This window comes from Streptomyces parvus, from assembly GCF_014648875.1.
Taxonomy (GTDB): domain Bacteria; phylum Actinomycetota; class Actinomycetes; order Streptomycetales; family Streptomycetaceae; genus Streptomyces; species Streptomyces parvus.
Map to the genome: position 1 here is coordinate 189,939 of NZ_BMRY01000006.1, position 22,481 is coordinate 212,419.

The following is a 22,481-nucleotide window of genomic DNA, read 5'->3' on the forward strand; positions in this document are numbered from 1 at the left end:
GTGCTGATCGCCTCGGTCGCAAGGGTGCGGCTGCTCGTCGTGGTCATGGGCCCAAGTAAAACAGACGTGAGGTCGCCGCGATCCCGGTTGTCCGCATAGCGGACAGTGCTGGATGGTCGGACGCCCACCTTCCGCTTCAACCGCACACCTTCTCGCGCACGTCCCTGACCTGCGGAAACGGACAGGATTCAGAAGCACACCCAAGGGCACCCGACCGACCGGTGAGCGGAATCCTGCCCGCCGGTTGTGTTCAAGGCCACCCTCGCGCGGCCGGGGCGGCGGCCGCCCGTGCGGGGCCGGGGCCGCACGCGGGCGGGCGTTCCGTCCGTAATACCCTCGACTCATGCTTGACGCCCTGACGGTCGCGGTCGCCGTGACCGCGCTCGCCCTCGCCGCCTGGTGCGGACATGCCGCCTACCGGGACCAGCCGACGAAGGACTGGCATTTCATCGGGATGGCGGTCGTCTCCGTGCTGGCGCTGGCCCAATTGGTGGTGGGCGTCGTGCAGCTGGCGCGCGGGGAGCGGCCGGAGCAGGGGATGGCGGTGTTCATCGCCTATCTGATCGGTTCGTTCGCCGCCGTGCCCGCGGCCGGATTCCTGTCGTTGACCGAGCGGACCCGCTGGGGTTCGGTCACGGTGGCGGCGGGCGCGGTGGTGCTGGCGGTTCTGGAGGTCCGGCTCTATGACATCTGGGGAAACTGACGTGAGCGACACCGACCGCCCCGAGGTGGCCGCGGCCCCGAAGCCGGCCTTCGAGCTGGGCACCGGTCCCGGCCGGGTCCTGGTCTGGTTCTACGGGGTGTTCACGGTCGCGGCGGCCTCGCGCTCGATCGTCCAGATGATCATGGACTTCGACCGGGCGCCGCTGGCGTACGTGCTCTCGGCCGTCGCGGCCGTGGTGTACGGCTTCATCACGTATTCGCTGGTGCGCGGCGGGGAGAAGGCCCGTCGGGCGGCGCTGGTGTGCTGCGCGGCGGAGCTGCTGGGCGTGCTGGTCGTCGGCGCGTGGACGCTGGCCGAACCGGCCGCGTTCCCGGACGCGACGGTGTGGTCGGACTTCGGGATGGGGTACCTCTTCATCCCGGTGATCCTGCCGGTCACCGGGATGATCTGGCTGCGCCGCGCGAAGACGGTGGCGGTCTGAAGACGCCGGCGGTCCGAGGCCTACGGCTCCGCCGGCCCCGTTCCTCCCGGCCCCGCTGCTCCCGGCCCCGTTCCTCCCGGCCTCGCGCGGCGCGCGGTCAGGCGCTGGCCACGAAGTCCCGCTCGGCGGCGTCCTTCTCCAGCAGGATCAGGCGTACGCCGTCGGCTCCTGTGACGGCTCCGACCTGGGCGTATCCGGCCTTCCGGTAGAGCCTCAGATTACTCTCGCTGCGATGGCCGCTGTGCAGCCGGTAGCGGGTCGCCGACCGCTCGGCGGTCAGTGCCGACTCGGCGGCCAGCAGCAGCCGGGCGCCGAGGCCGTGACCCTGGAGCCGGGGGTGGACGCAGAGCTTCCCGATCAGGCCCGTGCCGTCGGGATCGGTGAATCCCCGGACCGCGCCGACGACTTCGTCCCCGAGCCGGGCCACGAACACCAGGTCGTCGGCGACTTCGGCGCGCAGTGAGTCGAGGCTCTGGACGAGCGGGTCGATCCGGTAGTTGTCGTACAGCTCGGCCTCGCGCTGGAAGCAGAGGTACTGAAGTCTGAAGATCTGCTCGACGTCCTGTGCCGTCGCCGCCGAGATGGTCACGCTCATGCCCATGTGTGCACGCCTCCCGCTCACCTGTCCGCCGGTTGCCTACCGCTCCCTATCCCCGCACGGATGGGGCGACAACCTCCGCAGCCAGCATTCTGCGCAGACATCCAAGGCAACGGGAACGGATCGGGCCCAAACTCCCCTGTGACATACCCAACTCCCCTGCGATTTCCCGGTAGGTCGGGTCGCCGGGGTCGAGTAACGCCTCCAGCAGCCGGGGGCAGCGTCCGGGCAGCCTGGCCATCGCGGAGCGCAGCGCCCGGCGTTCGGCGGCCCCGAGCGCGGCGCGTTCCGGGCAGTCGGCCGGCCCGGCGACGGGTTCCGTTCCGGCGTACGGACGTTCCCGCCGGGCCGTGCGCCGGGCGCGGCGGGCCTCGGCCCGTACGGTGTCGCGGACCCAGCGGGCGGCGTCGGCGGGCGGTCCGGCGTCGTCCGGGCGCTCCAGGAGCCGTACCCAGACGCCCTGTTCGAGATCGGCGGGATCGACTCCGGCCGCCGGGGCCTCGGCCCTCGCCTCCGCGCGCACCAGGGGTTGCAGGGCGCGGACGACGAGGGCGGTGGAGGCGGCAGGGCCGAGGTCATGATCGAGAAGCGTCATGCCCCGGCGGACGTGCCGGTGGGGGCGGCCGGTTGCTCCGGCCGCGCCGCACCACCCGACCGGGGCATGCGGGGGCGTACGGCTGACGGCGTGCCTCGCGTACGCGGCCCCCGCCGATCCAGCCCGTACGGGAGGTGCGCCGCCCCGTACCCCGTCAGCGTCCCGCGTGGTCCGCGGCTGCCAGCAGCGCCGTGTCCGGGTGGTCGGCGAAGATGCCGTCGATGCCGGTGGCGAAGTAGGCCGCGCAGGCGCCGAACACGTCCCCGTAGGCGTTGGGGTCGGTGCCGCGGCGGAAGTCTGCGGGCAGGAAGCTGTTCTCGTTGCGCAGGGTGTACGGGTGGAGCAGCAGGCCCTTGGCGTGCGCGTCCCGTACCAGGGTGGTCGGGGTGGTGAGCCGCCCCGAGGCGTCCTTGGGGATGACCAGGTCGAGGGTGGGGCCGATGCCCTGGGCGAAGGAGGCCAGCCACTTCAGGCCGGCGGGCTTCACCAGATCGGCGACCGTGCGCGGGTCGCCCGACTCGACGAAGTCCCAGGGGCGCTCCTTGGGGCCGGACAGCAGGACGATGCGCGGTGTGTCGACGAGCCGGGCGAGGCGCTGGATGGAGCCGGGCTCGAAGGACTGGAGGATGAGCGGGGAGTTCTTCCGGTCCCGGCCGTACCGGCGCAGCAGCCGGGCGAGGGGCTCCTCCAGGCCGAGGCCGAGCTTGCGGAAGTAGGTGGGGTGCTTGGTCTCGACGTACAGCCAGACGGGCGCACCGCGCTTGCGGCCCTCCTTCTCGGCCCAGCGCAGGACCTCCTCGAAGGTGGGAACCGTCCACCGGCCGTTGTAGAGGGTGTTGTCCGGGCGGTTGCCCGGGATGCGCTCCGTTGCCCGCAGGGTCTTGAGCTCGGCGAGGGTGAAGTCCTCGGTGAACCAGCCGGTGTAGGAGACGCCGTCGATGCTCTTGGTGGTCCTGCGGCCGGCGAACTCGGGGTGGTCGGCGACGTCGGTGGTGCCGGTGATGTCGTTCTCGTGACGGCAGACGAGATGGCCGTCCTTGGTCGGCACGAGGTCCTGCTCGACGATGTGCGCGCCCAGGTCCAGGGCCAGCTGGTAGGAGCCGAGGGTGTGCTCGGGGCGGTAGCCGCTGGCCCCGCGGTGGCCGATCACCGTGGGCACGGGCAGATCGCGCAGCGACCCGTGGCCTCCTGTGCCGCGGCCGCGGCCCCGCTCGGCGGCCTGGGCGGCGGCGGGCAGGCCGAGGGCCGCGGTGCCGAGGACGGCCGCGCCCAGCAGGGTCCGTCGGCCGGGGGTCTTCCGCGCACGCTCCGTCATGAATGCTCCTCGCTTGGTGATGTCCGGGACCGGTCGAGCGAGGCACGATCGTAGGCTGGGAGACGTAACCGAGGACGGACCTTCGGCCAACGTGGCGGAAACACATGTCAACACCGCGTATCCGCTGCGTGAACCCGATGTGCGATCAGCGCATACCCGCGAGTATCGTCCTCACCTGCACCGACCATCATCCGTCGGCACCGGCCACCGCCCGTGGGACCCGTTCCCGCGCGGTCGGCCCGGCCACGACACCGGAGGAACCGTTGTCCCGTCTCACGGTCATCAAGGCAGTGCTCGGACCGATTCTGCGCCTGATGTTCCGCCCCCAGGTGGAGGGCGCCGAGAACATTCCCGGGACCGGGCCGGTGATCCTCGCGGGCAACCACCTGACGTTCATCGACTCGATGGTCATGCCGGTCTGCGTCGACCGGCCGGTGTTCTACATCGGCAAGGACGAGTACGTCACGGGCAAGGGGCTCAAGGGCCGTCTCATGGCCTGGTTCTTCACCGGCTGCGGCATGATCCCGGTGGACCGGGACGGCGGCCGGGGCGGGGTCGCGGCGCTGATGACGGGCCGCCGGGTGCTGGAGGAGGGGCAGGCCTTCGCGATCTACCCCGAGGGCACCCGCTCCCCCGACGGCCGGCTCTACCGGGGCCGTACGGGCATCGCCCGCCTGACGCTGATGACGGGCGCTCCGGTGATCCCGTTCGCGATGATCGGGACGGACAAGCTCCAGCCGGGCGGCGCGGGCCTGCCCCGGCCGGGCAAGGTCACGGTGCGCTTCGGTGAGCCGATGGAGTTCTCCCGGTACGAGGGCATGGACCGCGACCGCTATGTGCTGCGGGCGGTGACGGACTCGGTGATGGCCGAGGTGATGCGGCTGTCCGGCCAGGAGTATGTGGACATGTACGCGACGAAGGCGAAGGCGGCCTGATTCCGTCGGCCGTACAGACACGGGAAGGGCCCGCACCCCACTAGGAACGGAAGCTCCGGGGTGCGGGCCCTTCGTCGTACACCCTTACGGGTGCTCGATGCCGTCCTCCAGCTTCTGGCCCCGCAGCAGGAACCAGGCGGCGACCGCAGCCGCCAGCAGGACCGCCGCGCCGACGCCCGCGGCCGACCGCAGTCCGTCGACGAACGCCTCCTGGGCCGCCGAGACCAGCGGCCCCGCTTGGGCGGCGGGCAGCGCCGCGGCCGATTCGACCGCACCGCCCAGCGACTCGTGGGCGGCCGACTCGATATCGGCGGGGATGCCGGCCGGGGTCGGGAAGCCCCGGTAGACGCCGGTGACGATGGAGCCGAGCAGGGCGATGCCGAGGGCGGCGCCCAGTTCGTACGCGGTCTCGGAGACGGCGGACGCGGAGCCCGCCTGCTCCTTCGGGACACTGGAGAGGATCACGTCGGCGGTGACGGTGAAGGAGAAGCCCGCGCCGACGCCGACGACCAGCAGCATGGCGCCGAGCAGCGGATAGTCGGTGTGCTGGTCGAGCAGGGTCACACTGCCCAGGGCGAGACCGACCGCGGCCAGGCCGCCCGAGACGACGGAGCGGACCGAGAAGCGGCGGGCCGCGAATCCGGCGAGCAGACCGGCGGTCACCGCGCCGATCGCAGCGGGCAGTTCGGCGAGCCCGGCCTCCAGCGGGCCGCGCCCCTGCACCAGTTGCAGGAACTGGGAGAGGAAGAAGACCAGGCCCGACAGGCCGAGGATGGTCAGCAGGTCGGCGAGGACCGCGCCGGAGAAGCCCCGGTGGTGGAAGAGCCGCATGTCCAGCAGGGGGGCGGGCAGCCGCAGTTGCCTGCGGACGAACCAGGTCAGCGCGGCGACGCCGACGACGGCGGCTGCCGCCGAGTCCCAGCTCACTCCGTGCGAGGCCGTCTCCTTGATGGCGTAGACGACACCGATCATGCCGACCAGGGAGAGCCCGACGCTGAGCATGTCCCAGGGGCCGGGGGCCGGGTTCTTGGACTCGGGGATCAGCTTGATGCCGACGAGGACGAGGACGGCCATCACGGGCAGGTTGATGAGGAAGACCGAGCCCCACCAGAAGTGTTCCAGCAGGAATCCGCCGACGACCGGGCCGACGGCCGCGCCCGCCGAGGCCATGGCGCCCCAGATCCCGATGGCGAGGCTGCGCTCGCGCGGGTCGTGGAAGAGGTTGCGGATCAGCGCGAGGGTGGACGGCATCAGGGTGGCGCCCGCGACACCGAGCAGCGTCCGGGCCACGATCATCATCTCGGGCGTGGTCGCGTACGCGTTGAGCACGGAGACCGCGCCGAACGCCACGGCGCCGATCAGCAGCAGCTTCTTGCGGCCGATGCGGTCGCCGAGGCTGCCCATCGAGACGAGCAGACCGGCGATGACGAAGGAGTAGACGTCACCGATCCAGAGGAGCTGGTTCCCGGTGGGCTCCAGGTCCTCGCTGAGGAACGGGGTGGCGAGACCGAGGACGGTGGCGTCCACGGCCACCAGCAGCACGGCGAGGACGAGGACGGCGAGCGCGATCCACCGTCCTGGACGGCGTACCGCGTCCGTGGTGTCCGGGTTCTTCTCGGTGCTGATCATTGCTCCACGCTCCGGCGTGCTCCGCCGAGCAGCAGCTCGACGATCATGTACTGGAAATCCTGTGCGGCGACCCGCCCCGCCTGGATGGACCAGGCTCCGGTGCCGACGAGGCCGTAGAGGGCCTCGGTCAGCCAGGCGGGGGTGAGGTCGATACGGAACTCGCCGCGTTCCTGGCCACGGCGGAAGAAGGCGGAGACCCGGGCGTCGGCTCGGTCCCAGCCCTCGTTGACCTCGTCGCCCTCGAAGAGCTGGTTCTCGTTGACGAGGAAGGACAACAGCCCGGCGCTGGGCTCGACGGCCGCGATGAGGCGGCGCAGTCCCTCCTCCGAGGTGCCTTCGTCGAGCCGGGCGGCGTCCAGGGCCGCCTCGAACTCCTGGATACCGAGGCTCTCCAGCGCCTTCACCAGGGCGTCGCGCCCGGCGAAGTGGCGGTGGAGGGTGGCCCGGCCGATACCCGCCGCCTTGGCGACCTCGTCCATGGTGGCGGTCGATTTGCGGGTCAGCAGAGCGGCGGCGCTGCGCAGCACCTGCTCACGGTCGAGTGTCATGAGACGACCATAACTCATGTGAGACATTTTCGTCTCATCGAAGAGCGTGCGGGCTCACCCCGGGGGCGAACCGGGCGCGGCGGGGTGGGACCGGGAAACAAAAAAAGTGGCCGGAGGAAGAACCTCTCCTGGCCACTCTCAACTTATAGCGCATGGGGGGCCTTGCGGCAAGGCCCCCCAAATGCCGCAGAATCGTCCGCCGTAGCCGGGACGGGACGCCGCCCCCGTAACCACCCGCAGATCGGAACTGACGACGTGACACCCCTGACCACCAGTGCGTTCAATCTCCCCGACCGGCTCTCCCCCAAGGCCGACCCGGCGCTGATCGCCGAGGACGAGCAGCACTTCGCGGCCATCGCCCACTGCCTGGAACAGTCGATCGCCGAGCTGACCGAACGGCTCGCGGCCGCGCGCCGCGCGCCCGGCGGGGCGAGCCGGGCGGCGATGGACCGGGACGTGGAGATCCACCGGCTGACCGCCCGGCTGCGCACCCTGCGCCGGTTCGGCCTCGACCTGTGCCTCGGGCGCATGGTCCCCGCCGACGGATCGGGCCCGCTGTACGTGGGACGGCTCGGCCTGACCGACAGCACAGGCCGCCGGCTGCTGGTCGACTGGCGCTCGCCGGCCGCCGAGCCCTTCTTCGGGGCCACGCACGGCGACCCGATGGGCCTGGTGAGCCGCCGCCGCTACCGGTGGACCGGCGGCCGGGTCGGCGACTACTGGGACGAGGTGTTCGCTCCGGAGGGGCTCGCCGGTCATGCCGCGCTGGACGACCGGTCCGCGTTCATCGCGAGTCTCGGCTCCGCCCGGTCGGCCCGGATGCGCGATGTGCTGGGCACCATCCAGGCCGACCAGGACGCCGTCATCCGGGCGGGCTCCCGGGGCACGCTCGTCGTCGACGGCGGCCCCGGCACGGGGAAGACCGTCGTCGCCCTGCACCGCGCCGCCTATCTGCTGTACGCCGACCCGCGCCTGGGCCACCGTCGTGGCGGCGTGCTGTTCGTCGGGCCCAACGAGCCCTATCTCGGGTACGTCTCCGATGTCCTGCCGAGCCTCGGCGAGGAGGGGGTGCAGACGTGCACCCTGCGGGACCTGGTCGCCGAGGGTGCGGCGGCGGGGCCCGAGACCGATCCGGAAGTGGCCCGGCTGAAGGCGTCGGCGGAGCTGGTGGCGGCGGTCGAGCCGGCCGTCCGGTTCTACGAGGAGCCGCCCTCCGAGGGCGTACGGGTGGAGACGCACTGGTCGGACATCTGGCTGAGCGCCGCCGACTGGGCCTCGGCGTTCGGGGCGCCGGATCCGGGCACGCCGCACAACGAGGCGCGTGACGAGGTCTGGGAGGAGCTGCTCACGATTCTGGTGGACAAGCACGACGGCGATGCTCCGGAGGAGCAGTTGCGGGCCTCGCTGCGGCGGAACCGGGAGCTGTTCGCCCTCTTCGACCGCGCCTGGCCGCTGATCGAAGCGGCCGACCTGGTCGCCGACCTCTGGTCCGTACCCGCGTATCTGCGCAGGTGCGCCCCCTGGCTGACCGCTGAGGAGGTCCGGCGGCTGCGGCGGGCGGGCGCTCAGGCCTGGACGGAGTCCGACCTGCCGATCCTGGACGCGGCGCGGCTGCGGCTCGGCGACCCGGAGGCGTCCCGGCGCCGGCGCCGCCACGAGGCGGCGGCCGCCGCCGAGCGGGAGCAGATGGACCGGGTCGTCGAGAGCCTGCTCGCCGACGAGACGCTGGCCGACGCGGACGCGGACGGTGAGGGGGCGCTGGTGATGCTGCGCGGGGAGGACCTGCGGGAGTCCCTGGCCACCGCCGACCGGCCGAGCGGGGTCGAGCCGGATGTGCTGGCCGGACCGTTCGCGCACATCGTCGTGGACGAGGCCCAGGAACTGACCGACGCCCAGTGGCAGATGCTGATCCGGCGCTGCCCGTCCCGCAGCTTCACCGTCGTCGGGGACCGGGCGCAGGCCCGGAACGGGTTCCCCGAGACCTGGCGGGAGCGGCTTGAACGGGTCGGTCTCGACCGGATCACCCTCGCCTCGCTGACCGTCAACTACCGCACGCCGGAGGAGATCATGGCGGAGGCGGCGCCGGTGATCCGGGCCGCGCTCCCCGACGCCAACGTGCCGGTCTCCGTCCGCAGCAGCGGCATCCCGGTCGCCCACGGCCGCGCCGAGGACCTGGACACGGTCCTCGCCGACCGGATCGCCGCCCACGAGGACGGGACCGCCTGTGTCATCGGCGCCCCGGACTTCCGGGCGACGGCCCGGGTTCGGTCGCTGACGCCGGAGCTGTCGAAGGGCCTGGAGTTCGACCTGGTCGTGCTCGTCGACCCGGAGGCGTTCGGCGAGGGCGTCCGGGGGGCGGTGGACCGGTATGTGGCGATGACCCGGGCGACCCGGGAACTCGTGGTCCTCACGGGTTCCTGAGGCCGCCGGGCCGGGTCGCCGGCACGGCGCGCGGCGGGCCGCCCGGCCGGACCGGGGTCAGTGCCAGGGCAGCCCGGCGCGGTGCCGCCAGTACGCCTCCGGCTCCTCGACCAGGGCGTCGAGGCTCGCCCGCTGCTCGTCGTCCAGGTCGACGACGGCGGCGTGCAGATTGCCCGAGAGCTGGGCAGCCGTGGCGGCTCCGGAGAGCACGACACCCGCCCACGGCTGGTGCAGGACGAGCGCCAGGGCCACCGCGTCGCCGCCCACGCCCGCGCCGGCGGCGATCTCCTGGAACACGGCGGGGGCCTCGTCCCCGGCGAGCCGCCCGTTCGCCATGCCCTCCTTGACGATCACGGTGAGCCCGGCGTCGTGGGCCTCGACGAGCGCGGGGGCGGCCGAGGTCTCCAGGGCGTTGTAGGTGGCCTGGACCGTACGGAAGAGGGGTTCGCCGTCGACCGTGACGGCGAGGGCGGCCCGGATCGCGTCGGCCTGGGCCGGCCCGCTGGTGGAGAGGCCGACGGTGACGCCGTCGGCGGCCAGGGCGGCGAGGCGGTCGAGCAGCTCCTTGTCGGAGAGCGCCGGGCTGTCCGGGGTGACCGAGTGGACCTGGTAGAGGCTGAGCCGGTCGCCGAGGAGGTCGCGGGTCTCGGCGTACTGGCGCTCGAAGGTGGCGAGGCTGTGGTCCTTGACCTCGTGGTGCTCGGCCTCGACGCTCCAGTCGGCGGTGTAGGTGTAGCCCCATTTGCTGCCGACGACGAGGTCGGTGAACGAGGGCCGGGCGTCCAGCCACTCGGCGAGGAACTCCTCGGCACGGCCGTAGGAGCGGGCGGTGTCGACGTACCGCACACCCTGCGCGTAGGCGGCGTCCAGGAGTTCATGGGTGCGGGCGCGCAGGGACTCGGGGTCCCGGTCTGCGGGCAGGTCCCGGTCCCGGTGGAGGTTGATGTAGCCGGGCCTCCCGACGGCGGCCAGGCCGAGTCCGATGTGGGCGGTCGGGGTCGTCGCGGCGGCCAGGGCGGCGAAGGGCATCGCGGGCTCCTCGGGGTCGGTTTCGGTTACTCCTACCCCGGTGAACGTAGCTCGCGACACCCTTCGTGGACCTCTTACGACACCGCCACCACCTGCTGGCCTTACTGGCGGGCGGTAGCCCAGGCGTGCTGGGCCGCCAGGTCTTCCTTCACCTCGGCGAGCTGTACGGCGACGGCGGAGGGGGCCGTCCCGCCCCGGCCGTCGCGGGAGGCGAGGGCGCCCCGCACGTTGAGGACCGTGCGGACCTCGGGGGTGAGGTGCTCGGAGATCTTCGCGAACTGCTCGTCGGTGAGCTGGTCCAGCTCGATGCCGTGCTGCTCGCACTCCTTGACGCAGGCGCCGGCCACCTCGTGCGCCACCCGGAAGGGGACGCCCTGCTTGACCAGCCACTCCGCGATGTCGGTCGCGAGGGAGAAGCCCGCCGGGGCCAGCTCCTCCATCCGCTCGCGGTTGACGGTGAGGGTGGCCATCATGCCGGTGAAGGCGGGCAGCAGGACCTCCAGCTGGTCGCAGGAGTCGAAGACGGGCTCCTTGTCCTCCTGGAGGTCCCGGTTGTACGCGAGCGGGAGCGCCTTGAGCGTGGCGAGGAGGCCGGTCAGATTGCCGATGAGGCGGCCGGACTTGCCCCGGGCCAGTTCCGCGATGTCCGGGTTCTTCTTCTGCGGCATGATCGAGGAGCCGGTGGAGAAGGCGTCGTGGAGGGTGACGAAGGAGAACTCCTTCGTGTTCCAGATGATGACCTCCTCGGCGATCCGGGAGAGGTTGACGCCGATCATCGCGGTGATGAACGCGAACTCGGCGACGAAGTCCCGCGAGGCGGTGCCGTCGATGGAGTTGGCGACCGAACCGTGCTCGAAGCCCAGGTCGGCGGCGACCGCCTGCGGGTCGAGCCCGAGCGAGGATCCGGCGAGCGCCCCGGAGCCGTACGGGGAGACGGCGGTGCGCTCGTCCCACTGGCGCAGCCGCTCGGCGTCCCGGGAGAGGGACTGCACATGGGCGAGCACGTGGTGGGCGAAGAGGACGGGCTGGGCGTGCTGGAGGTGGGTCCGGCCCGGCATCGCGACGTCCGCGTTGGCCTCGGCGAGGCCGACCAGCGCGCTCTGGAGGTCGGCGATCAGGCCGCCGATGGTGCGGGCGTGGTCGCGCAGGTACATCCGGAAGAGCGTGGCGATCTGGTCGTTCCGGGACCGCCCGGCCCGGAGCTTGCCGCCGAGGTCGGGGCCGAGGCGCTCCAGCAGGCCGCGCTCCAGGGCGGTGTGGACGTCCTCGTCGGCGATGGTGCCGGTGAAGGAGCCGTCGGCGACGTCGGCTTCGAGCTGGTCGAGCCCGGCGAGCATCCGGGTCAGTTCGTCCTCGGTGAGCAGGCCTGCCTTGTTGAGGACGCGGGCGTGGGCGCGGGAGCCGGCGATGTCGTACGGGGCGAGCCGCCAGTCGAAGTGGACGGAGGCGGACAGCTTGGCCAGTGCCTCGGCCGGTCCGTCGGCGAAACGCGCGCCCCAGAGCCGGACGTCACCGTTGTTGCTGCTCACTGCGTGCTCCTCAAAAGGCAAAGGCGTGTGGCCAAGGTGCGGATATGCGACCGCCTCCCTGCCGCGTGACGACGGGGAGGCGGCTGTACAACGAGAGAGGATCAGGCGAGGTACGCGGCAGGCTATGCCTGCAGATCACGCTTCGCGGCGATCTTCGAGGAGAGGCCGAAGATCTCGATGAAGCCCTGCGCCTTGGACTGGTCGAAGGTGTCGCCCGAGTCGTAGGTGGCGAGGTTGAAGTCGTACAGCGACTCCTCGGACTTCCGGCCGGTGACGACGGCGCGGCCGCCGTGCAGGGTCATCCGGATGTCGCCGGTGACGTGCTGGTTGGCCTCGTTGATGAAGCCGTCCAGGGCCCGCTTCAGCGGGGAGAACCACAGGCCGTCGTAGACCATCTCGCCCCACCGCTGCTCGACCTGCCGCTTGTAGCGGGCCAGCTCGCGCTCGACGGTGACGTTCTCCAGCTCCTGGTGGGCGGTGATCAGCGCGATCGCGCCGGGTGCCTCGTACACCTCACGGGACTTGATGCCCACGAGCCGGTCCTCGACCATGTCGATCCGGCCGATGCCCTGGGCGCCGGCCCGCTCGTTGAGCTGCTGGATCGCCTGGAGGACGGTGACGGGCCGGCCGTCGATGGCGACGGGCACGCCCTCCTTGAAGGAGATGACGACCTCGTCGGCCTCGCGCTGGACGGCGGGGTTCTCGGTGTACTCGTAGATGTCCTCGATCGGCGCGTTCCAGATGTCCTCCAGGAAGCCCGTCTCGACGGCCCGCCCGAAGACGTTCTGGTCGATGGAGTAGGGGGACTTCTTGGTGGTCGCGATCGGGAGGTTCTTCTCCTCGCAGAAGGCGATCGCCTTGTCCCGGGTCATCGCGTAGTCGCGGACCGGGGCGATGCACTTCAGGTCGGGGCCGAGGGCGGAGATACCGGCCTCGAACCGGACCTGGTCGTTGCCCTTGCCGGTGCAGCCGTGGGCGACGATCCCGGCGTTGTGCTTGTGGGCGGCGGCGACGAGGTGCTTGACGATGGTCGGCCGGGAGAGGGCCGAGACCAGCGGGTAGCGGTCCATGTAGAGGGCGTTGGCCTTGATCGCCGGGAGGCAGTACTCCTCGGCGAACTCGTCCTTGGCGTCCGCGACCTCGGCTTCGACGGCACCGCAGGCGAGCGCGCGCTTGCGGATGACGTCCAGGTCCTCGCCGCCCTGGCCGACGTCCACGGCAACGGCGATGACCTCGGCGCCCGTCTCCTCGGCGATCCAGCCGATGGCGACGGAGGTGTCCAGGCCGCCCGAGTAGGCGAGTACGACGCGCTCGGTCACGGGTTTCTCCTTACGGTGCAATCACTGATGGGTATAACTATGCAGTCCTCCGTATTGTTTGTCAAAGCGGCAGGTCAGAGCGGTCCGTGCGGTCGTTCCGACGGAAAATGCCGACGCTCCTTGGCCGGAACGCCTCTATCCTCGGCAGCCGACGAAGGGGGCGGCCGTGGACGGCTGGGACGGGGAGACCATGCGCGCCGTGGTACGGGTGTGCGAGGGCGCGACGCCGGAGGAGGCGTTCGGCATCGCGTCGGCCGACGCGTGGCTCGCCTTCGACGCCGGTGTGCGGAATACGGACGACCGCCCCTGGCTGTCCATCCGCCCGCCCGGGGAGCCGGAACGGCCGGCCCCGACGCTGCTGGACCGGTTGCGCGGACATAAAGGTCCCAGGGCCGCTCCCCCGGCCTCGCCGCCGCCACCGCCTCCCGCCGTCGCCCTGTGCCACCCGGACGGGCGGGTCCGGGAGGCGGCGCTGGACGCGGTCCGCACCGCCCCTGAGCTGCGCCCGCTGCTGGTGGTGCGGTGCGCGGACTGGGTCGCGCCGGTCCGCGAGAGGGCCCGGGCGCTGCTCGCCGAGCTGCCCGGCGACGCCCTGTTCCCGCTGGCCGGGCTGATCCTGCGGCTGGCACGACGGGACCGGGGCGGCTTCGCCCGCGCCCTGCTGGAGGGCGCGCTGCGCGAGGGCCCGGCGGCCGAGGTGCTGGCGCTGACGGCCGACCCGGACCGGGCGACGTACAGAATCGCGTACCGGATCGCGGTGGAACGCGGGCTGCTGACGCCCATCGAGCTGGCCGCCACGGCGGCGGCCTGCGGTGACGTCACGCTCCAGGACCTCTGCGCGGAAGCCGCCGTCGCGGCCGTGAAGCCGGAGGAGGCCGTGCGGCCGGGCGCGTCTCCGGGACCGGACGGGGCCGCCGTGCTGGACCGGCTGCTGGGGGCTCGCTCGCCCCGGGTGCGTTCGGCCGGGGTGACCGCGTTGCGGCGGGCCGGGCGGCACGGTGACGCGGAGCCGTTCCTCGCCGACCGGTCGGCCGTCGTACGGGCCTGCGCGCGCTACGTGCTGCGGCAGGGCGGCGTCGACCCGCTGCCCCTCTACCGGGAGTTGTGCGCCGACCCCGCCGCGCACCCGGGTGGAGCCGCGGGTCTCGGCGAGTGCGGCGACCGCGTGACGGACGCCGAGGCGCTGTGGACCCTGGTCGAGCACCCGGTGCCCGCCGTGCGCCTGCACGCGATCAGCGGGCTGCGCGCCCTGGACGTGGTGGTGCGGGAGCGGCTGACGCCGTCGCTGGACGACCCGAGCCCGGCCGTGGTGCGGGCGGCGACCCGGGCCCTGCTGCCGGAGGCCGCCGGGATTCCGGAGCACCTGCTGCGCGAGCGGAGTGCGCCGGAGAGGCCGCGCGCGGTGCGGGTGGCGGCGGACCGGCTGCTGCGGGCGGCGGGGCGGCAGCGGCGTCCGGAGCCCGGGTACTGGTGATGTCCCGGCCGGTGATGCCCCGGCCGGTGTGCGCCGCTGGGCCGTACGGAGCAGGTGCGGTGGGGGGTCGCCCCCGGTCGCCGTACGGTCCGGAGCATGCGCAGATCACTGGTGACCGCCGCCGTTCTCCTCGCCCTGGCCGGGTCCCTCGGGGCCGCTCCCGCCGACGCCTCCGACGTGCCGCCCCTGCCGGACCGGCTGGCGGACACCGGTGGCGGCACTCAGCTGATCACCGCCGAGGCCCCCGCCACCGGCTCGACCACCGGCACGGTGACCTGGTGGGAGCGGCGCGGGGGCCGATGGGCGGAGGCGGGGTCCGCGCCCGCGCGGTTCGGGGCGAACGGGCTGGCCGAGGGGGCGACCCGGGAACAGGGCACCAGCACCACGCCGACCGGGCTGTTCGACCTGCCGTACGCCTTCGGTATCGAGGGCGCCCCGGCGGGGACGACGTATCCGTACCGGAAGGTGAACGAGGACTCCTGGTGGTGCCAGGACAACGACTCGGTCGCGTACAACCGCTGGGTGGAACCGCGGCCCGCCCACTGCCGCGCGGCGGAGGCCGAGCACCTGGTCTCCTACGGCACGCAGTACGCGCGGGCGCTGGTGATCGGCTTCAACTACGAGCAGCCGGTGCGCAACCGGGGCGCGGGGATCTTCCTGCATGTGAACGGGCGCGGGGCGACGGCGGGTTGTGTGTCCGTGCCCGCCGACGCCATGGCGGAGATCCTGGCGTGGGCGGACCCGGAGCGCGAACCGCACATCGCGGTCGGGACCACTTCGGGCCCGACCGCGATCACGCGCTACTGAACGCGGCGGCTCAGCGGTCGTTCTGAGCGAGCCTCAGCAGATGGTCGGCGAGCGCCTGACCGCCGTTCGGGTCGCGGCTGATGAGCATCAGCGTGTCGTCGCCCGCGATCGTGCCGAGGATGTCGTGCAGTTCGGCCTGGTCGATGGCCGAGGCGAGGAACTGGGCCGCGCCCGGTGGCGTACGGAGCACCACCAGGTTGGCCGAGGCCTCGGCCGAGATGAGCAGTTCGGCCGAGAGCCTGCGCATCCGCTCCTCCTTGGCCGAGCCGCCCAGCGGGGCCTGCGGGGTACGGAATCCGCCCTCGCTCGGCACCGCGTAGATCAGCTCGCCGCCGGTGTTGCGGATCTTCACCGCGCCCAGCTCGTCCAGGTCGCGCGAGAGCGTCGCCTGGGTGACGCTCAGCCCGTCGTCGGCGAGGAGCTTGGCCAGCTGGCTCTGCGAGCGGACCGGCTGCCGGTTCAGGATGTCCACGATCCGGCGGTGGCGGGCGGTGCGGGTCTGCGGCACGGACGGCCCGCCGTGCTCGGTTTCCTGCGCCTCGGTCATCGTCGTCGCCTCATTCTCCGGAGGGTCATGCTCCGGATCGTCCGTCCCCGTGTGCCGCGTCGAGAGCGCCCGGCAGGATCTCCAGGAACGCGTCCACCTCCGCGTCACCGATGATCAGCGGCGGCATGAGCCGCACGACATCGGGGGCGGGCGCGTTCACCAGGAGGCCGGCTCCCTGGGCCGCCTGCTGCACCTGCGGTGCGAGGGGTCCGGTGAGCACGATACCCAGCAGCAGGCCACTGCCGCGGACATGGGATACGAGCGGGTGTCCCAGCGCCTCCACGCCGTCGCGGATCTTCTCCCCGAGCCGCTTGACGTCGTCGAGCGTGCCGTCGGCCGCGAGGGTGTCGATGACGGCGAGTCCGGCGGCGCAGGCGACCGGGTTGCCGCCGAACGTCGTGCCGTGGTGACCCGGCTTCAGCAGGTCGGCCGCCGGGCCGAACGCGACCGTCGCGCCGATCGGCAGACCGCCGCCGAGCGCCTTGGCGAGCGTGACGATGTCCGGCTCGACGCTCTGGTGCGCCTGGTGCTCGAACCACTGGCCGCAGCGCCCGATGCCGGTCTGCACCTCGTCGAGGACGAGCAGCGTCCCGGTCGCCCGGGTGATCTCCCGGGCGGCCTCCAGATAGCCCTTGGGCGGCACAACGACGCCGTTCTCGCCCTGGATGGGTTCGATGACGACCAGCGCGGTGTCGGTCGTGACGGCTGCGCGCAGGGCGTCCGCGTCCCCGTACGGGACATGGGTGACATCGCCGGGGAGCGGGCGGAAGGGTTCCTGCTTCGCCGGCTGGCCGGTCAGCGCGAGCGCGCCCATCGTCCGGCCGTGGAAACCGCCGTCGGTCGCGACCATGTGGGTGCGCCCGGTGAGCCGGCCGATCTTGAAGGCGGCCTCGTTGGCCTCCGCACCGGAGTTGGAGAAGAAGACCCGGCCCTGCCGGCCGAAGAGCTGGAGCAGCCGCTCCGCGAGGGCGACCGGCGGCTCGCTGATGAACAGGTTCGACACGTGAGCGAGGGAGGCGATCTGGCTGGAGACGGCCTCGACGACGGCCGGGTGGGCGTGGCCGAGGTCGTTGACCGCGATGCCGCCGACGAAGTCGAGGTAGCGGGTGCCGTCCTCGTCCCAGACGTGGGCGCCCTCGCCGCGGACGAGCGGCAGCCGGGGGGTGCCGTAGTTGTCCATCAGCGCGCCCTGCCACCGCGCGGTGAGTCCGGTCGTGGTTCCGGTGCCGGTTGTCATGATTCCCCCAGTTCAGGACCTGTGTGTACGTCGATGGGGGCGTCCGGCACGACCATGGTGCCGATGCCCTCGTCGGTGAAGATCTCCAGCAGGATCGAGTGCTGGACCCGCCCGTCGATGACGCGGGCGGTCTCGACGCCGTTGCGTACGGCGTGGAGGCAGCCCTGCATCTTGGGGACCATGCCGCTGGACAGCTCGGGCAGCAGCTTCTCCAGCTCGCTCGCGGTGAGCCTGCTGATGACGTCGTCGCTGTTGGGCCAGTCCTCGTACAGCCCCTCGACGTCGGTGAGGACCATCAGCGTCTCGGCGTTCAGGGCGGCGGCGAGCGCGGCGGCCGCGGTGTCGGCGTTGACGTTGTAGACGTGGTGGTCGTCGGCGGAGCGGGCGATGGAGGAGACGACCGGGATGCGGCCGTCGTCCAGGAGCGCCTGGATGGCTCCGGTGTCGATGGCGGTGATCTCGCCGACCCGGCCGATGTCGACGGACTCGCCGTCGATGGTGGGCCGGTGCTGGGTGGCGGTGATGGTGTGGGCGTCCTCGCCGGTCATGCCGACGGCGAGGGGGCCGTGCTGGTTGAGGAGACCGACCAGCTCACGCTGGACCTGTCCGGCGAGCACCATCCGGACGACGTCCATCGCCTCGGGGGTGGTGACGCGCAGCCCGGCCTTGAACTCGCTGACCAGGCCCTGTTTGTCGAGCTGGGCGCTGATCTGCGGGCCGCCGCCGTGCACGACGACGGGCTTGAGGCCGGCGTGCCGCAGGAAGACGACGTCCTGGGCGAACGCGGCCTTCAGCTCCTCGTCGATCATGGCGTTGCCGCCGAACTTGATGACGACGGTCTTGCCGTTGTGCCGGGTCAGCCAGGGCAGCGCCTCGATGAGGGTCTGCGCCTTCGGGAGTGCGGTGTGCTTCCGCGCGGCGCTCATGAGCTGTACGCGCTGTTCTCGTGGACGTAGTCCGCGGTGAGGTCGTTGGCCCAGATGACGGCGGACTCGGTGCCCGCGGCGAGGTCGGCGGTGATCTTGACCTCCCGGTAGCGCATGTCGACGAGGTCGCGGTCCTCGCCCACTCCCCCGTTCTTGCAGACCCAGACGTCGTTGATGGCGACGTTGAGCTGGTCCGGTTCGAAGGCGGCCTTCGTGGTGCCGATGGCGGAGAGGACCCGGCCCCAGTTGGGGTCCTCTCCGTGGATGGCGCACTTGAGGAGGTTGTTGCGGGCGATGGACCGGCCGACCTCGACGGCGTCGTCCTCGGTGGCCGCGTTGATCACCTCGATCCGGATGTCCTTGGAGGCGCCCTCGGCGTCGCCGATGAGCTGCCGGGCGAGGTCGGCGCAGACGGCCTGGACGGCCTCGGCGAACGCGTCCTGCTCCGGGGTGATGCCGCTGGCGCCGGAGGCGAGGAGCAGCACGGTGTCGTTGGTGGACATGCAGCCGTCGGAGTCGACCCGGTCGAAGGTGGTCCGGGTGGCCTCGCGGAGAGCGGCGTCCAGTGCGGGGGCTTCCACATCCGCGTCGGTGGTGAGGACGACGAGCATGGTGGCGAGGCCCGGGGCGAGCATGCCCGCGCCCTTGGCCATGCCGCCGACGGTCCAGCCGTCGCCGCCCGCGACGGCGGTCTTGTGGACGGTGTCGGTGGTCTTGATGGCGATGGCGGCCTTCTCGCCGCCGTGCTCGCTGAGGGCGGCGGCCGCCTGCTCGATGCCGGGGAGCAGCTTGTCCATGGGGAGCAGGATGCCGATGAGCCCGGTGGAGGCGACGGCGACCTCGCCCGCGCTGTGGCCGTCCAGCACCTCGGCGGCCTTCTCGGCGGTGGCGTGGGTGTCCTGGAAGCCCTGGGGGCCCGTACAGGCGTTGGCTCCACCGGAGTTGAGGACGACGGCGGTGACCTCGCCGCCCTTGAGGACCTGCTCCGACCAGAGGACGGGGGCGGCCTTGACGCGGTTGGAGGTGAAGACGCCCGCGGCGGCGCGGCGCGGCCCGTTGTTGACCACGAGGGCCAGGTCCGGGTTCCCGCTCTCCTTGATTCCCGCGGCGATGCCCGCCGCCGAGAACCCTTGTGCTGCCGTGACGCTCACGGTGCGACTCCGATCGTCGAAAGACCTGTGTCCTCGGGGAGTCCGAGGGCGATGTTCATGCTCTGGAGGGCGCCGCCCGCGGTGCCCTTGGCGAGGTTGTCGATGGCCGCGACGACGACGATCCGCCCGGCGGCGGGGTCGTACGCGACCTGGATCTGGACGGCGTTGGAGCCGTAAACGGAGGCCGTGGCGGGCCACTGCCCCTCGGGCAGGAGGTCGACGAACGGCTCGTCCGCGAACGCCTTCTCGTACACCGCGCGCAGGCTCTCCGCGCTCACTCCGGACTTCGCCTTGGCGCTGCACGTGGCGAGGATGCCGCGGGGCATGGGGGCGAGGGTGGGCGTGAAGGAGACGGTGACCGGCTGCCCGGCGGCGGCGCTGAGGTTCTGGATCATCTCGGGCGTATGGCGGTGACCGCCGCCGACGCCGTACGGGGTCATGCTGCCCATGACCTCGGAGCCGAGCAGATGCGGCTTGGCCGCCTTGCCCGCCCCGGAGGTGCCGGACGCGGCGACGATGACGGCCTCGGGCTCGGCGATACCGGCCTCGTACGCGGGGAAGAGCGCGAGCGAGACGGCGGTCGGGTAGCACCCCGGCACGGCGATCCGCTTCACCCCGGCGAGCGCGGCCCGCCCGCCCGGCAGCTCGGGCAGCCCGTAGGGCCAGGTCCCGGCGTGCGGGGACCCGTAGAACGCCTCCCAGTCCCCCGCGTCCTTCAGCCGGAAGTCGGCCCCCATGTCGACGACGAGGACCTCGTCCCCGAGCCGCTCGGCGACGGCGGCGGACTGCCCGTGCGGGAGCGCGAGGAAGACGACGTCGTGCCCGGCGAGCACCTCGGCGGTGGTGGGCTCCAGCACCCGGTCGGCCAGGGACCGCAGGTGCGGCTGGAGCGAGCCGAGCGTCTGCCCGGCGTTGGAGTGCCCGGTGAGGGCACCGATCTCGACCTGCGGGTGTGCGAGCAGAAGACGGAGCAGCTCCCCGCCGGCGTATCCGCTCGCCCCTGCCACTGCTGCTCGTACCACCATCGGTAACCCTCCTGATCGATGGCATGACTATACGCATCGACGCACTTTTATGCAAAGAGTCATGAGGGCAGCGCGAACCACACACTCGACTTCCCGGTGGCGGGCATCCCCGGGTCGCGGCGGTCGGGGCCCGGATCAATCCCTTCTAGACTCCAACGGTGACCGAGATCCTCGAGAACCTGGACCTGCTGTCCCGGCCGAACCTCGACCTCGCCGCAGTCGAGGTGAACGGCATCGCCCTGGGGGCGCCTGCGGCCACCGTTCCACGGGAGCGCATCGCGAGCGGCCTGTCCCCGGTCATCGCCCGGTACCGCGGCGGGACCGACATCGAAGGCGAGTACTACGCCGCTGATGGGCGGAGTCTGACGCTGGAGGAGATCATCGACGACGTCGTCCGATCGGACGGGTTCCTGTACGGCGTCGACAAGGTCAACTACAAGGTGCGCGCGGGAGCAGTGGTGGGCTTCGCGATCAGCGGCCCGCATCTGTCCCACTTCGCGCACTTGACCTCGTACGAGGAGTTCCTGGCTGCGTTCGGCCGGCCCGATCGCGTGCACGAGAACGAGGCGTACGGCGACCTCATGAGCTACGAGGCCTACTACTGGGGTTCTCGGAAGCATGTGACGTGGGACGCGTGGGAGGACCGGGTGAGCTTTGTCAACCTGGGCGACTTCGAGGGGAACAGCGGCCCCTGACGGCACGGTGAGGGCCCGTCATGACGCGCTGTCCCGGCGTCGCGGTGCCGCGAAACGACCATCAACTGCTCGCGGTCCAGCCGGGGCCGAAGCGATACTGGTCCCGGCAGTCGCCTCGCCGGGCGGGCTCGGGTGGTTGAGGTCCCGTTCCTGAGTCGATGCCTCAGTCGATGCCTTTGAGGGGAGCCGTTCATGACCACGGCGAAAGACCTGTTCATCATCTCGATGGATCCCGCGTCGGAGCGTCCCGTGGGACAGGGCGATCTGTCGCTCGCCCTCGCCGGTGCCGAACTGCTCGACCTGCTCGACGCGGGGACCATCACCGTGGACGGCGACCTCGTCGTACCGGGCGGGTCGTCGGTGCCGGACGACCGGCTGCTGGCCGCGGCCGCGGCGGGGATCAGCCGGCAGCCGCCCCACGAGCGGATCGAGGACTGGCTGTGGCGCCGGGGCCGGGACCTCGCGGCCGCCTACCAGGACGCGCTGGAGGAGGACGGCGAGCTCACGCGGAAGCGGAGCGGCCTGCTGCCGTTCGGCCCGAAGGAGGTGGAGCTGGTGGACACGCCCGCCCGCCGCCGGGCCGTGTCCCGCCGGGACGAGGGGGACCCCGTCCTCGCCTCCCTCGCGTCGGCCGTGGGCCTCGACGGCGAGCGGTCCGACGACGACGAACCCCACCTCGGCGACGAGACGGTGACCACCGTGGTCGCCACCGTCCATGAAGCGGTGATGGAGCTGGAGGCCGTACGGCAGCGGCGGACCATCGAGAACACCGCCTTCGCCAACGTCTGGCGCGGCCCCTGAGCCGGGGACCCGGCCTCCCCGGTTTGACCTTGACACGGTGACAAGCTCTTCACTGCTTGCCGAGGAGGTGGTCTCGATGACGGTCACGGGACACGGTACGGATGCGGTACGAGCGCTCGGGGCGCTGCGGGACGAGCGTTCGTCGGTGCGGCTGAGCGCCGCTCTGGCGATCGGCTCGACGCCGGATCAGCGCTTCGTCGGACCGCTGGTCGAGCGGTGCGCGGTCGAGCCGGAGTTCCTCGTCCGCGACATGCTGACGTGGGCGCTCACCCGCCACCCGGTCTCCGACACCCTGCCCCTGCTGCTCCGGGAAGTCGACTCGGAGCGTCCGCAGGCCCGGAGCCAGGCGCTGCACACCCTGTCCAAGGTCGGGGACCCGAGGGCGTGGCCCGTGATCACCCGGGCGCTCCTGACGGACGCCGACGACGAGGTCGCCCGGACCGCCTGGCGGGCGGCCGTCGTGCTCGTACCGGAAGGGGAGGAGGGCGCGTTGGCCGCGGTGCTGGTGACGCAGCTCGGGCGCGGTGGGCAGGAGACACAGCTGAGCCTGGGCCGGGCGCTGGTCGGGCTGGGGAGCGCGGTGGTGTCGGCCCTGGACGCCGCGCGGCGCTCCCCCGACCCGGACGTACGCGCGCACGCGCTCGCCACGGAGCGGCTGCGGAACGACCCGGACACCGGCTTCGCGTTCGCCCTGGAGGAGGCGAAGCGCGTGGTGGCCCTGGGCGGGGCGGACAGCGGCGAGGGAGGGTCGTAGC

Annotated in this window: 22 protein-coding genes; 9 read left to right on the top strand and 13 right to left on the bottom strand. The window is 72.1% G+C overall.

What is annotated here, in order from left to right; all coding sequences use genetic code 11:
* Positions 1-343 precede the first annotated feature (343 nt).
* Together IE140_RS20095 and IE140_RS20100 are read left to right on the top strand one after the other, a co-directional pair.
* Positions 344-703, top strand: a complete 360-nt coding sequence (locus IE140_RS20095) for a hypothetical protein (protein WP_003970287.1) — start codon at positions 344-346, stop codon at positions 701-703.
* 1 nt (position 704) lies between these two features.
* Positions 705-1,145 carry a hypothetical protein gene (locus tag IE140_RS20100; RefSeq protein ID WP_032775521.1) on the top strand — a complete coding sequence of 147 codons (441 nt, stop codon included), beginning with the start codon at positions 705-707 and terminating at the stop codon, positions 1,143-1,145.
* Positions 1,146-1,242: 97 nt separating this feature from the next.
* Here IE140_RS20100 and IE140_RS20105 read toward each other — a convergent pair whose 3' ends face one another.
* The 3 genes from IE140_RS20105 to IE140_RS20115 all read right to left on the bottom strand — a co-directional run bounded on the left by IE140_RS20105 (position 1,243) and on the right by IE140_RS20115 (position 3,653).
* Positions 1,243-1,746, bottom strand: coding sequence for a GNAT family N-acetyltransferase (locus tag IE140_RS20105; protein ID WP_093438368.1), 504 nt, complete (start codon positions 1,744-1,746; stop codon positions 1,243-1,245).
* A gap of 46 nt (positions 1,747-1,792) precedes the next feature.
* Complete coding sequence (locus tag IE140_RS20110; RefSeq protein ID WP_150193751.1) at positions 1,793-2,338, bottom strand: sigma-70 family RNA polymerase sigma factor; 546 nt, start codon at positions 2,336-2,338, stop codon at positions 1,793-1,795.
* 154 nt (positions 2,339-2,492) lie between these two features.
* Positions 2,493-3,653 (bottom strand): glycerophosphodiester phosphodiesterase, encoded by a 1,161-nt coding sequence (locus tag IE140_RS20115; protein WP_150193752.1) that lies wholly within the window; start codon positions 3,651-3,653, stop codon positions 2,493-2,495.
* A gap of 263 nt (positions 3,654-3,916) precedes the next feature.
* On the opposite strand from IE140_RS20115, the gene IE140_RS20120 reads away from it, so the two are divergent.
* Positions 3,917-4,588, top strand: a complete 672-nt coding sequence (locus IE140_RS20120) for a lysophospholipid acyltransferase family protein (protein WP_032769920.1) — start codon at positions 3,917-3,919, stop codon at positions 4,586-4,588.
* A gap of 84 nt (positions 4,589-4,672) precedes the next feature.
* Here IE140_RS20120 and IE140_RS20125 read toward each other — a convergent pair whose 3' ends face one another.
* The gene (locus tag IE140_RS20125) at positions 4,673-6,217 is read right to left on the bottom strand and encodes an MFS transporter (protein ID WP_150193753.1); all 1,545 of its coding nucleotides are present in this window, start codon (positions 6,215-6,217) and stop codon (positions 4,673-4,675) included.
* Positions 6,214-6,765: a TetR/AcrR family transcriptional regulator gene (locus tag IE140_RS20130; protein WP_032769544.1), complete on the bottom strand. Its 552-nt coding sequence runs from the start codon at positions 6,763-6,765 to the stop codon at positions 6,214-6,216. The genes IE140_RS20125 and IE140_RS20130 overlap by 4 nt, the downstream gene beginning before the upstream one ends.
* A gap of 255 nt (positions 6,766-7,020) precedes the next feature.
* Here IE140_RS20130 and helR point away from each other — a divergent pair, with 255 nt between their 5' ends.
* Entirely contained in the window at positions 7,021-9,186 is a 2,166-nt protein-coding gene (helR, locus tag IE140_RS20135) for an RNA polymerase recycling motor ATPase HelR (RefSeq protein WP_150193754.1), read from the top strand.
* Between the two features lie 57 nt (positions 9,187-9,243).
* Here the strand turns inward: helR and IE140_RS20140 are convergent, their stop codons facing one another.
* The 3 genes from IE140_RS20140 to IE140_RS20150 all read right to left on the bottom strand — a co-directional run bounded on the left by IE140_RS20140 (position 9,244) and on the right by IE140_RS20150 (position 13,063).
* Positions 9,244-10,215, bottom strand: a complete 972-nt coding sequence (locus IE140_RS20140; protein WP_150193755.1) for an aldo/keto reductase — start codon at positions 10,213-10,215, stop codon at positions 9,244-9,246.
* 101 nt (positions 10,216-10,316) lie between these two features.
* Positions 10,317-11,744, bottom strand: coding sequence for an argininosuccinate lyase (gene argH / locus IE140_RS20145; protein WP_093438383.1), 1,428 nt, complete (start codon positions 11,742-11,744; stop codon positions 10,317-10,319).
* Between the two features lie 122 nt (positions 11,745-11,866).
* A complete protein-coding gene (locus tag IE140_RS20150) occupies positions 11,867-13,063 on the bottom strand; it encodes an argininosuccinate synthase (protein ID WP_088574675.1) in 1,197 nt (398 codons plus the stop codon).
* A gap of 166 nt (positions 13,064-13,229) precedes the next feature.
* Between IE140_RS20150 and IE140_RS20155 the strand changes: the two genes are divergently transcribed.
* Positions 13,230-14,537 (top strand): hypothetical protein, encoded by a 1,308-nt coding sequence (locus IE140_RS20155; protein ID WP_150193756.1) that lies wholly within the window; start codon positions 13,230-13,232, stop codon positions 14,535-14,537.
* Between the two features lie 96 nt (positions 14,538-14,633).
* The gene (locus tag IE140_RS20160; protein WP_150193757.1) at positions 14,634-15,344 is read left to right on the top strand and encodes a L,D-transpeptidase family protein; all 711 of its coding nucleotides are present in this window, start codon (positions 14,634-14,636) and stop codon (positions 15,342-15,344) included.
* Between the two features lie 10 nt (positions 15,345-15,354).
* Here IE140_RS20160 and IE140_RS20165 read toward each other — a convergent pair whose 3' ends face one another.
* From IE140_RS20165 to argC, 5 genes are read right to left on the bottom strand one after another with little or no spacing between them, the layout of a single operon-like run.
* Complete coding sequence (locus tag IE140_RS20165) at positions 15,355-15,891, bottom strand: arginine repressor (protein ID WP_019764598.1); 537 nt, start codon at positions 15,889-15,891, stop codon at positions 15,355-15,357.
* A 25-nt stretch (positions 15,892-15,916) separates the two neighbouring features.
* Positions 15,917-17,128 (bottom strand): acetylornithine transaminase, encoded by a 1,212-nt coding sequence (locus IE140_RS20170; RefSeq protein ID WP_032769535.1) that lies wholly within the window; start codon positions 17,126-17,128, stop codon positions 15,917-15,919.
* Positions 17,125-18,054: an acetylglutamate kinase gene (gene argB / locus IE140_RS20175; protein WP_032769533.1), complete on the bottom strand. Its 930-nt coding sequence runs from the start codon at positions 18,052-18,054 to the stop codon at positions 17,125-17,127. Before argB ends, IE140_RS20170 begins: the two co-directional genes overlap by 4 nt.
* Positions 18,051-19,205, bottom strand: coding sequence for a bifunctional glutamate N-acetyltransferase/amino-acid acetyltransferase ArgJ (argJ, locus tag IE140_RS20180; RefSeq protein ID WP_032769531.1), 1,155 nt, complete (start codon positions 19,203-19,205; stop codon positions 18,051-18,053). Before argJ ends, argB begins: the two co-directional genes overlap by 4 nt.
* The gene (gene argC, locus IE140_RS20185; protein ID WP_150193758.1) at positions 19,202-20,230 is read right to left on the bottom strand and encodes an N-acetyl-gamma-glutamyl-phosphate reductase; all 1,029 of its coding nucleotides are present in this window, start codon (positions 20,228-20,230) and stop codon (positions 19,202-19,204) included. Before argC ends, argJ begins: the two co-directional genes overlap by 4 nt.
* Positions 20,231-20,388: 158 nt before the next feature.
* On the opposite strand from argC, the gene IE140_RS20190 reads away from it, so the two are divergent.
* The 3 genes from IE140_RS20190 to IE140_RS20200 all read left to right on the top strand — a co-directional run bounded on the left by IE140_RS20190 (position 20,389) and on the right by IE140_RS20200 (position 22,480).
* On the top strand, positions 20,389-20,925 hold the full coding sequence (locus IE140_RS20190; protein WP_150193759.1) for a hypothetical protein: 537 nt from the start codon (positions 20,389-20,391) through the stop codon (positions 20,923-20,925).
* Between the two features lie 192 nt (positions 20,926-21,117).
* Positions 21,118-21,726 carry a GOLPH3/VPS74 family protein gene (locus IE140_RS20195; RefSeq protein ID WP_093438396.1) on the top strand — a complete coding sequence of 203 codons (609 nt, stop codon included), beginning with the start codon at positions 21,118-21,120 and terminating at the stop codon, positions 21,724-21,726.
* A 76-nt stretch (positions 21,727-21,802) separates the two neighbouring features.
* Positions 21,803-22,480 carry a HEAT repeat domain-containing protein gene (locus IE140_RS20200; RefSeq protein ID WP_150193773.1) on the top strand — a complete coding sequence of 226 codons (678 nt, stop codon included), beginning with the start codon at positions 21,803-21,805 and terminating at the stop codon, positions 22,478-22,480.
* Position 22,481: the final 1 nt, after the last annotated feature.

Coding starts and splice junctions, on each gene's coding strand:
- IE140_RS20130 (WP_032769544.1), bottom strand. CDS start 6,765: ATGACACTCGACCGTGAGCAGGTGCTGCGCAGCGCCGCCGCTCTGCTG.
- argB (WP_032769533.1), bottom strand. CDS start 18,054: ATGAGCGCCGCGCGGAAGCACACCGCACTCCCGAAGGCGCAGACCCTC.
- IE140_RS20200 (WP_150193773.1), top strand. CDS start 21,803: ATGACGGTCACGGGACACGGTACGGATGCGGTACGAGCGCTCGGGGCG.
- IE140_RS20125 (WP_150193753.1), bottom strand. CDS start 6,217: ATGATCAGCACCGAGAAGAACCCGGACACCACGGACGCGGTACGCCGT.
- argC (WP_150193758.1), bottom strand. CDS start 20,230: ATGGTGGTACGAGCAGCAGTGGCAGGGGCGAGCGGATACGCCGGCGGG.
- IE140_RS20165 (WP_019764598.1), bottom strand. CDS start 15,891: ATGACCGAGGCGCAGGAAACCGAGCACGGCGGGCCGTCCGTGCCGCAG.
- IE140_RS20160 (WP_150193757.1), top strand. CDS start 14,634: ATGCGCAGATCACTGGTGACCGCCGCCGTTCTCCTCGCCCTGGCCGGG.
- IE140_RS20105 (WP_093438368.1), bottom strand. CDS start 1,746: ATGGGCATGAGCGTGACCATCTCGGCGGCGACGGCACAGGACGTCGAG.
- IE140_RS20195 (WP_093438396.1), top strand. CDS start 21,118: ATGACCACGGCGAAAGACCTGTTCATCATCTCGATGGATCCCGCGTCG.
- IE140_RS20140 (WP_150193755.1), bottom strand. CDS start 10,215: ATGCCCTTCGCCGCCCTGGCCGCCGCGACGACCCCGACCGCCCACATC.
- IE140_RS20115 (WP_150193752.1), bottom strand. CDS start 3,653: ATGACGGAGCGTGCGCGGAAGACCCCCGGCCGACGGACCCTGCTGGGC.
- IE140_RS20095 (WP_003970287.1), top strand. CDS start 344: ATGCTTGACGCCCTGACGGTCGCGGTCGCCGTGACCGCGCTCGCCCTC.
- IE140_RS20170 (WP_032769535.1), bottom strand. CDS start 17,128: ATGACAACCGGCACCGGAACCACGACCGGACTCACCGCGCGGTGGCAG.
- IE140_RS20110 (WP_150193751.1), bottom strand. CDS start 2,338: ATGACGCTTCTCGATCATGACCTCGGCCCTGCCGCCTCCACCGCCCTC.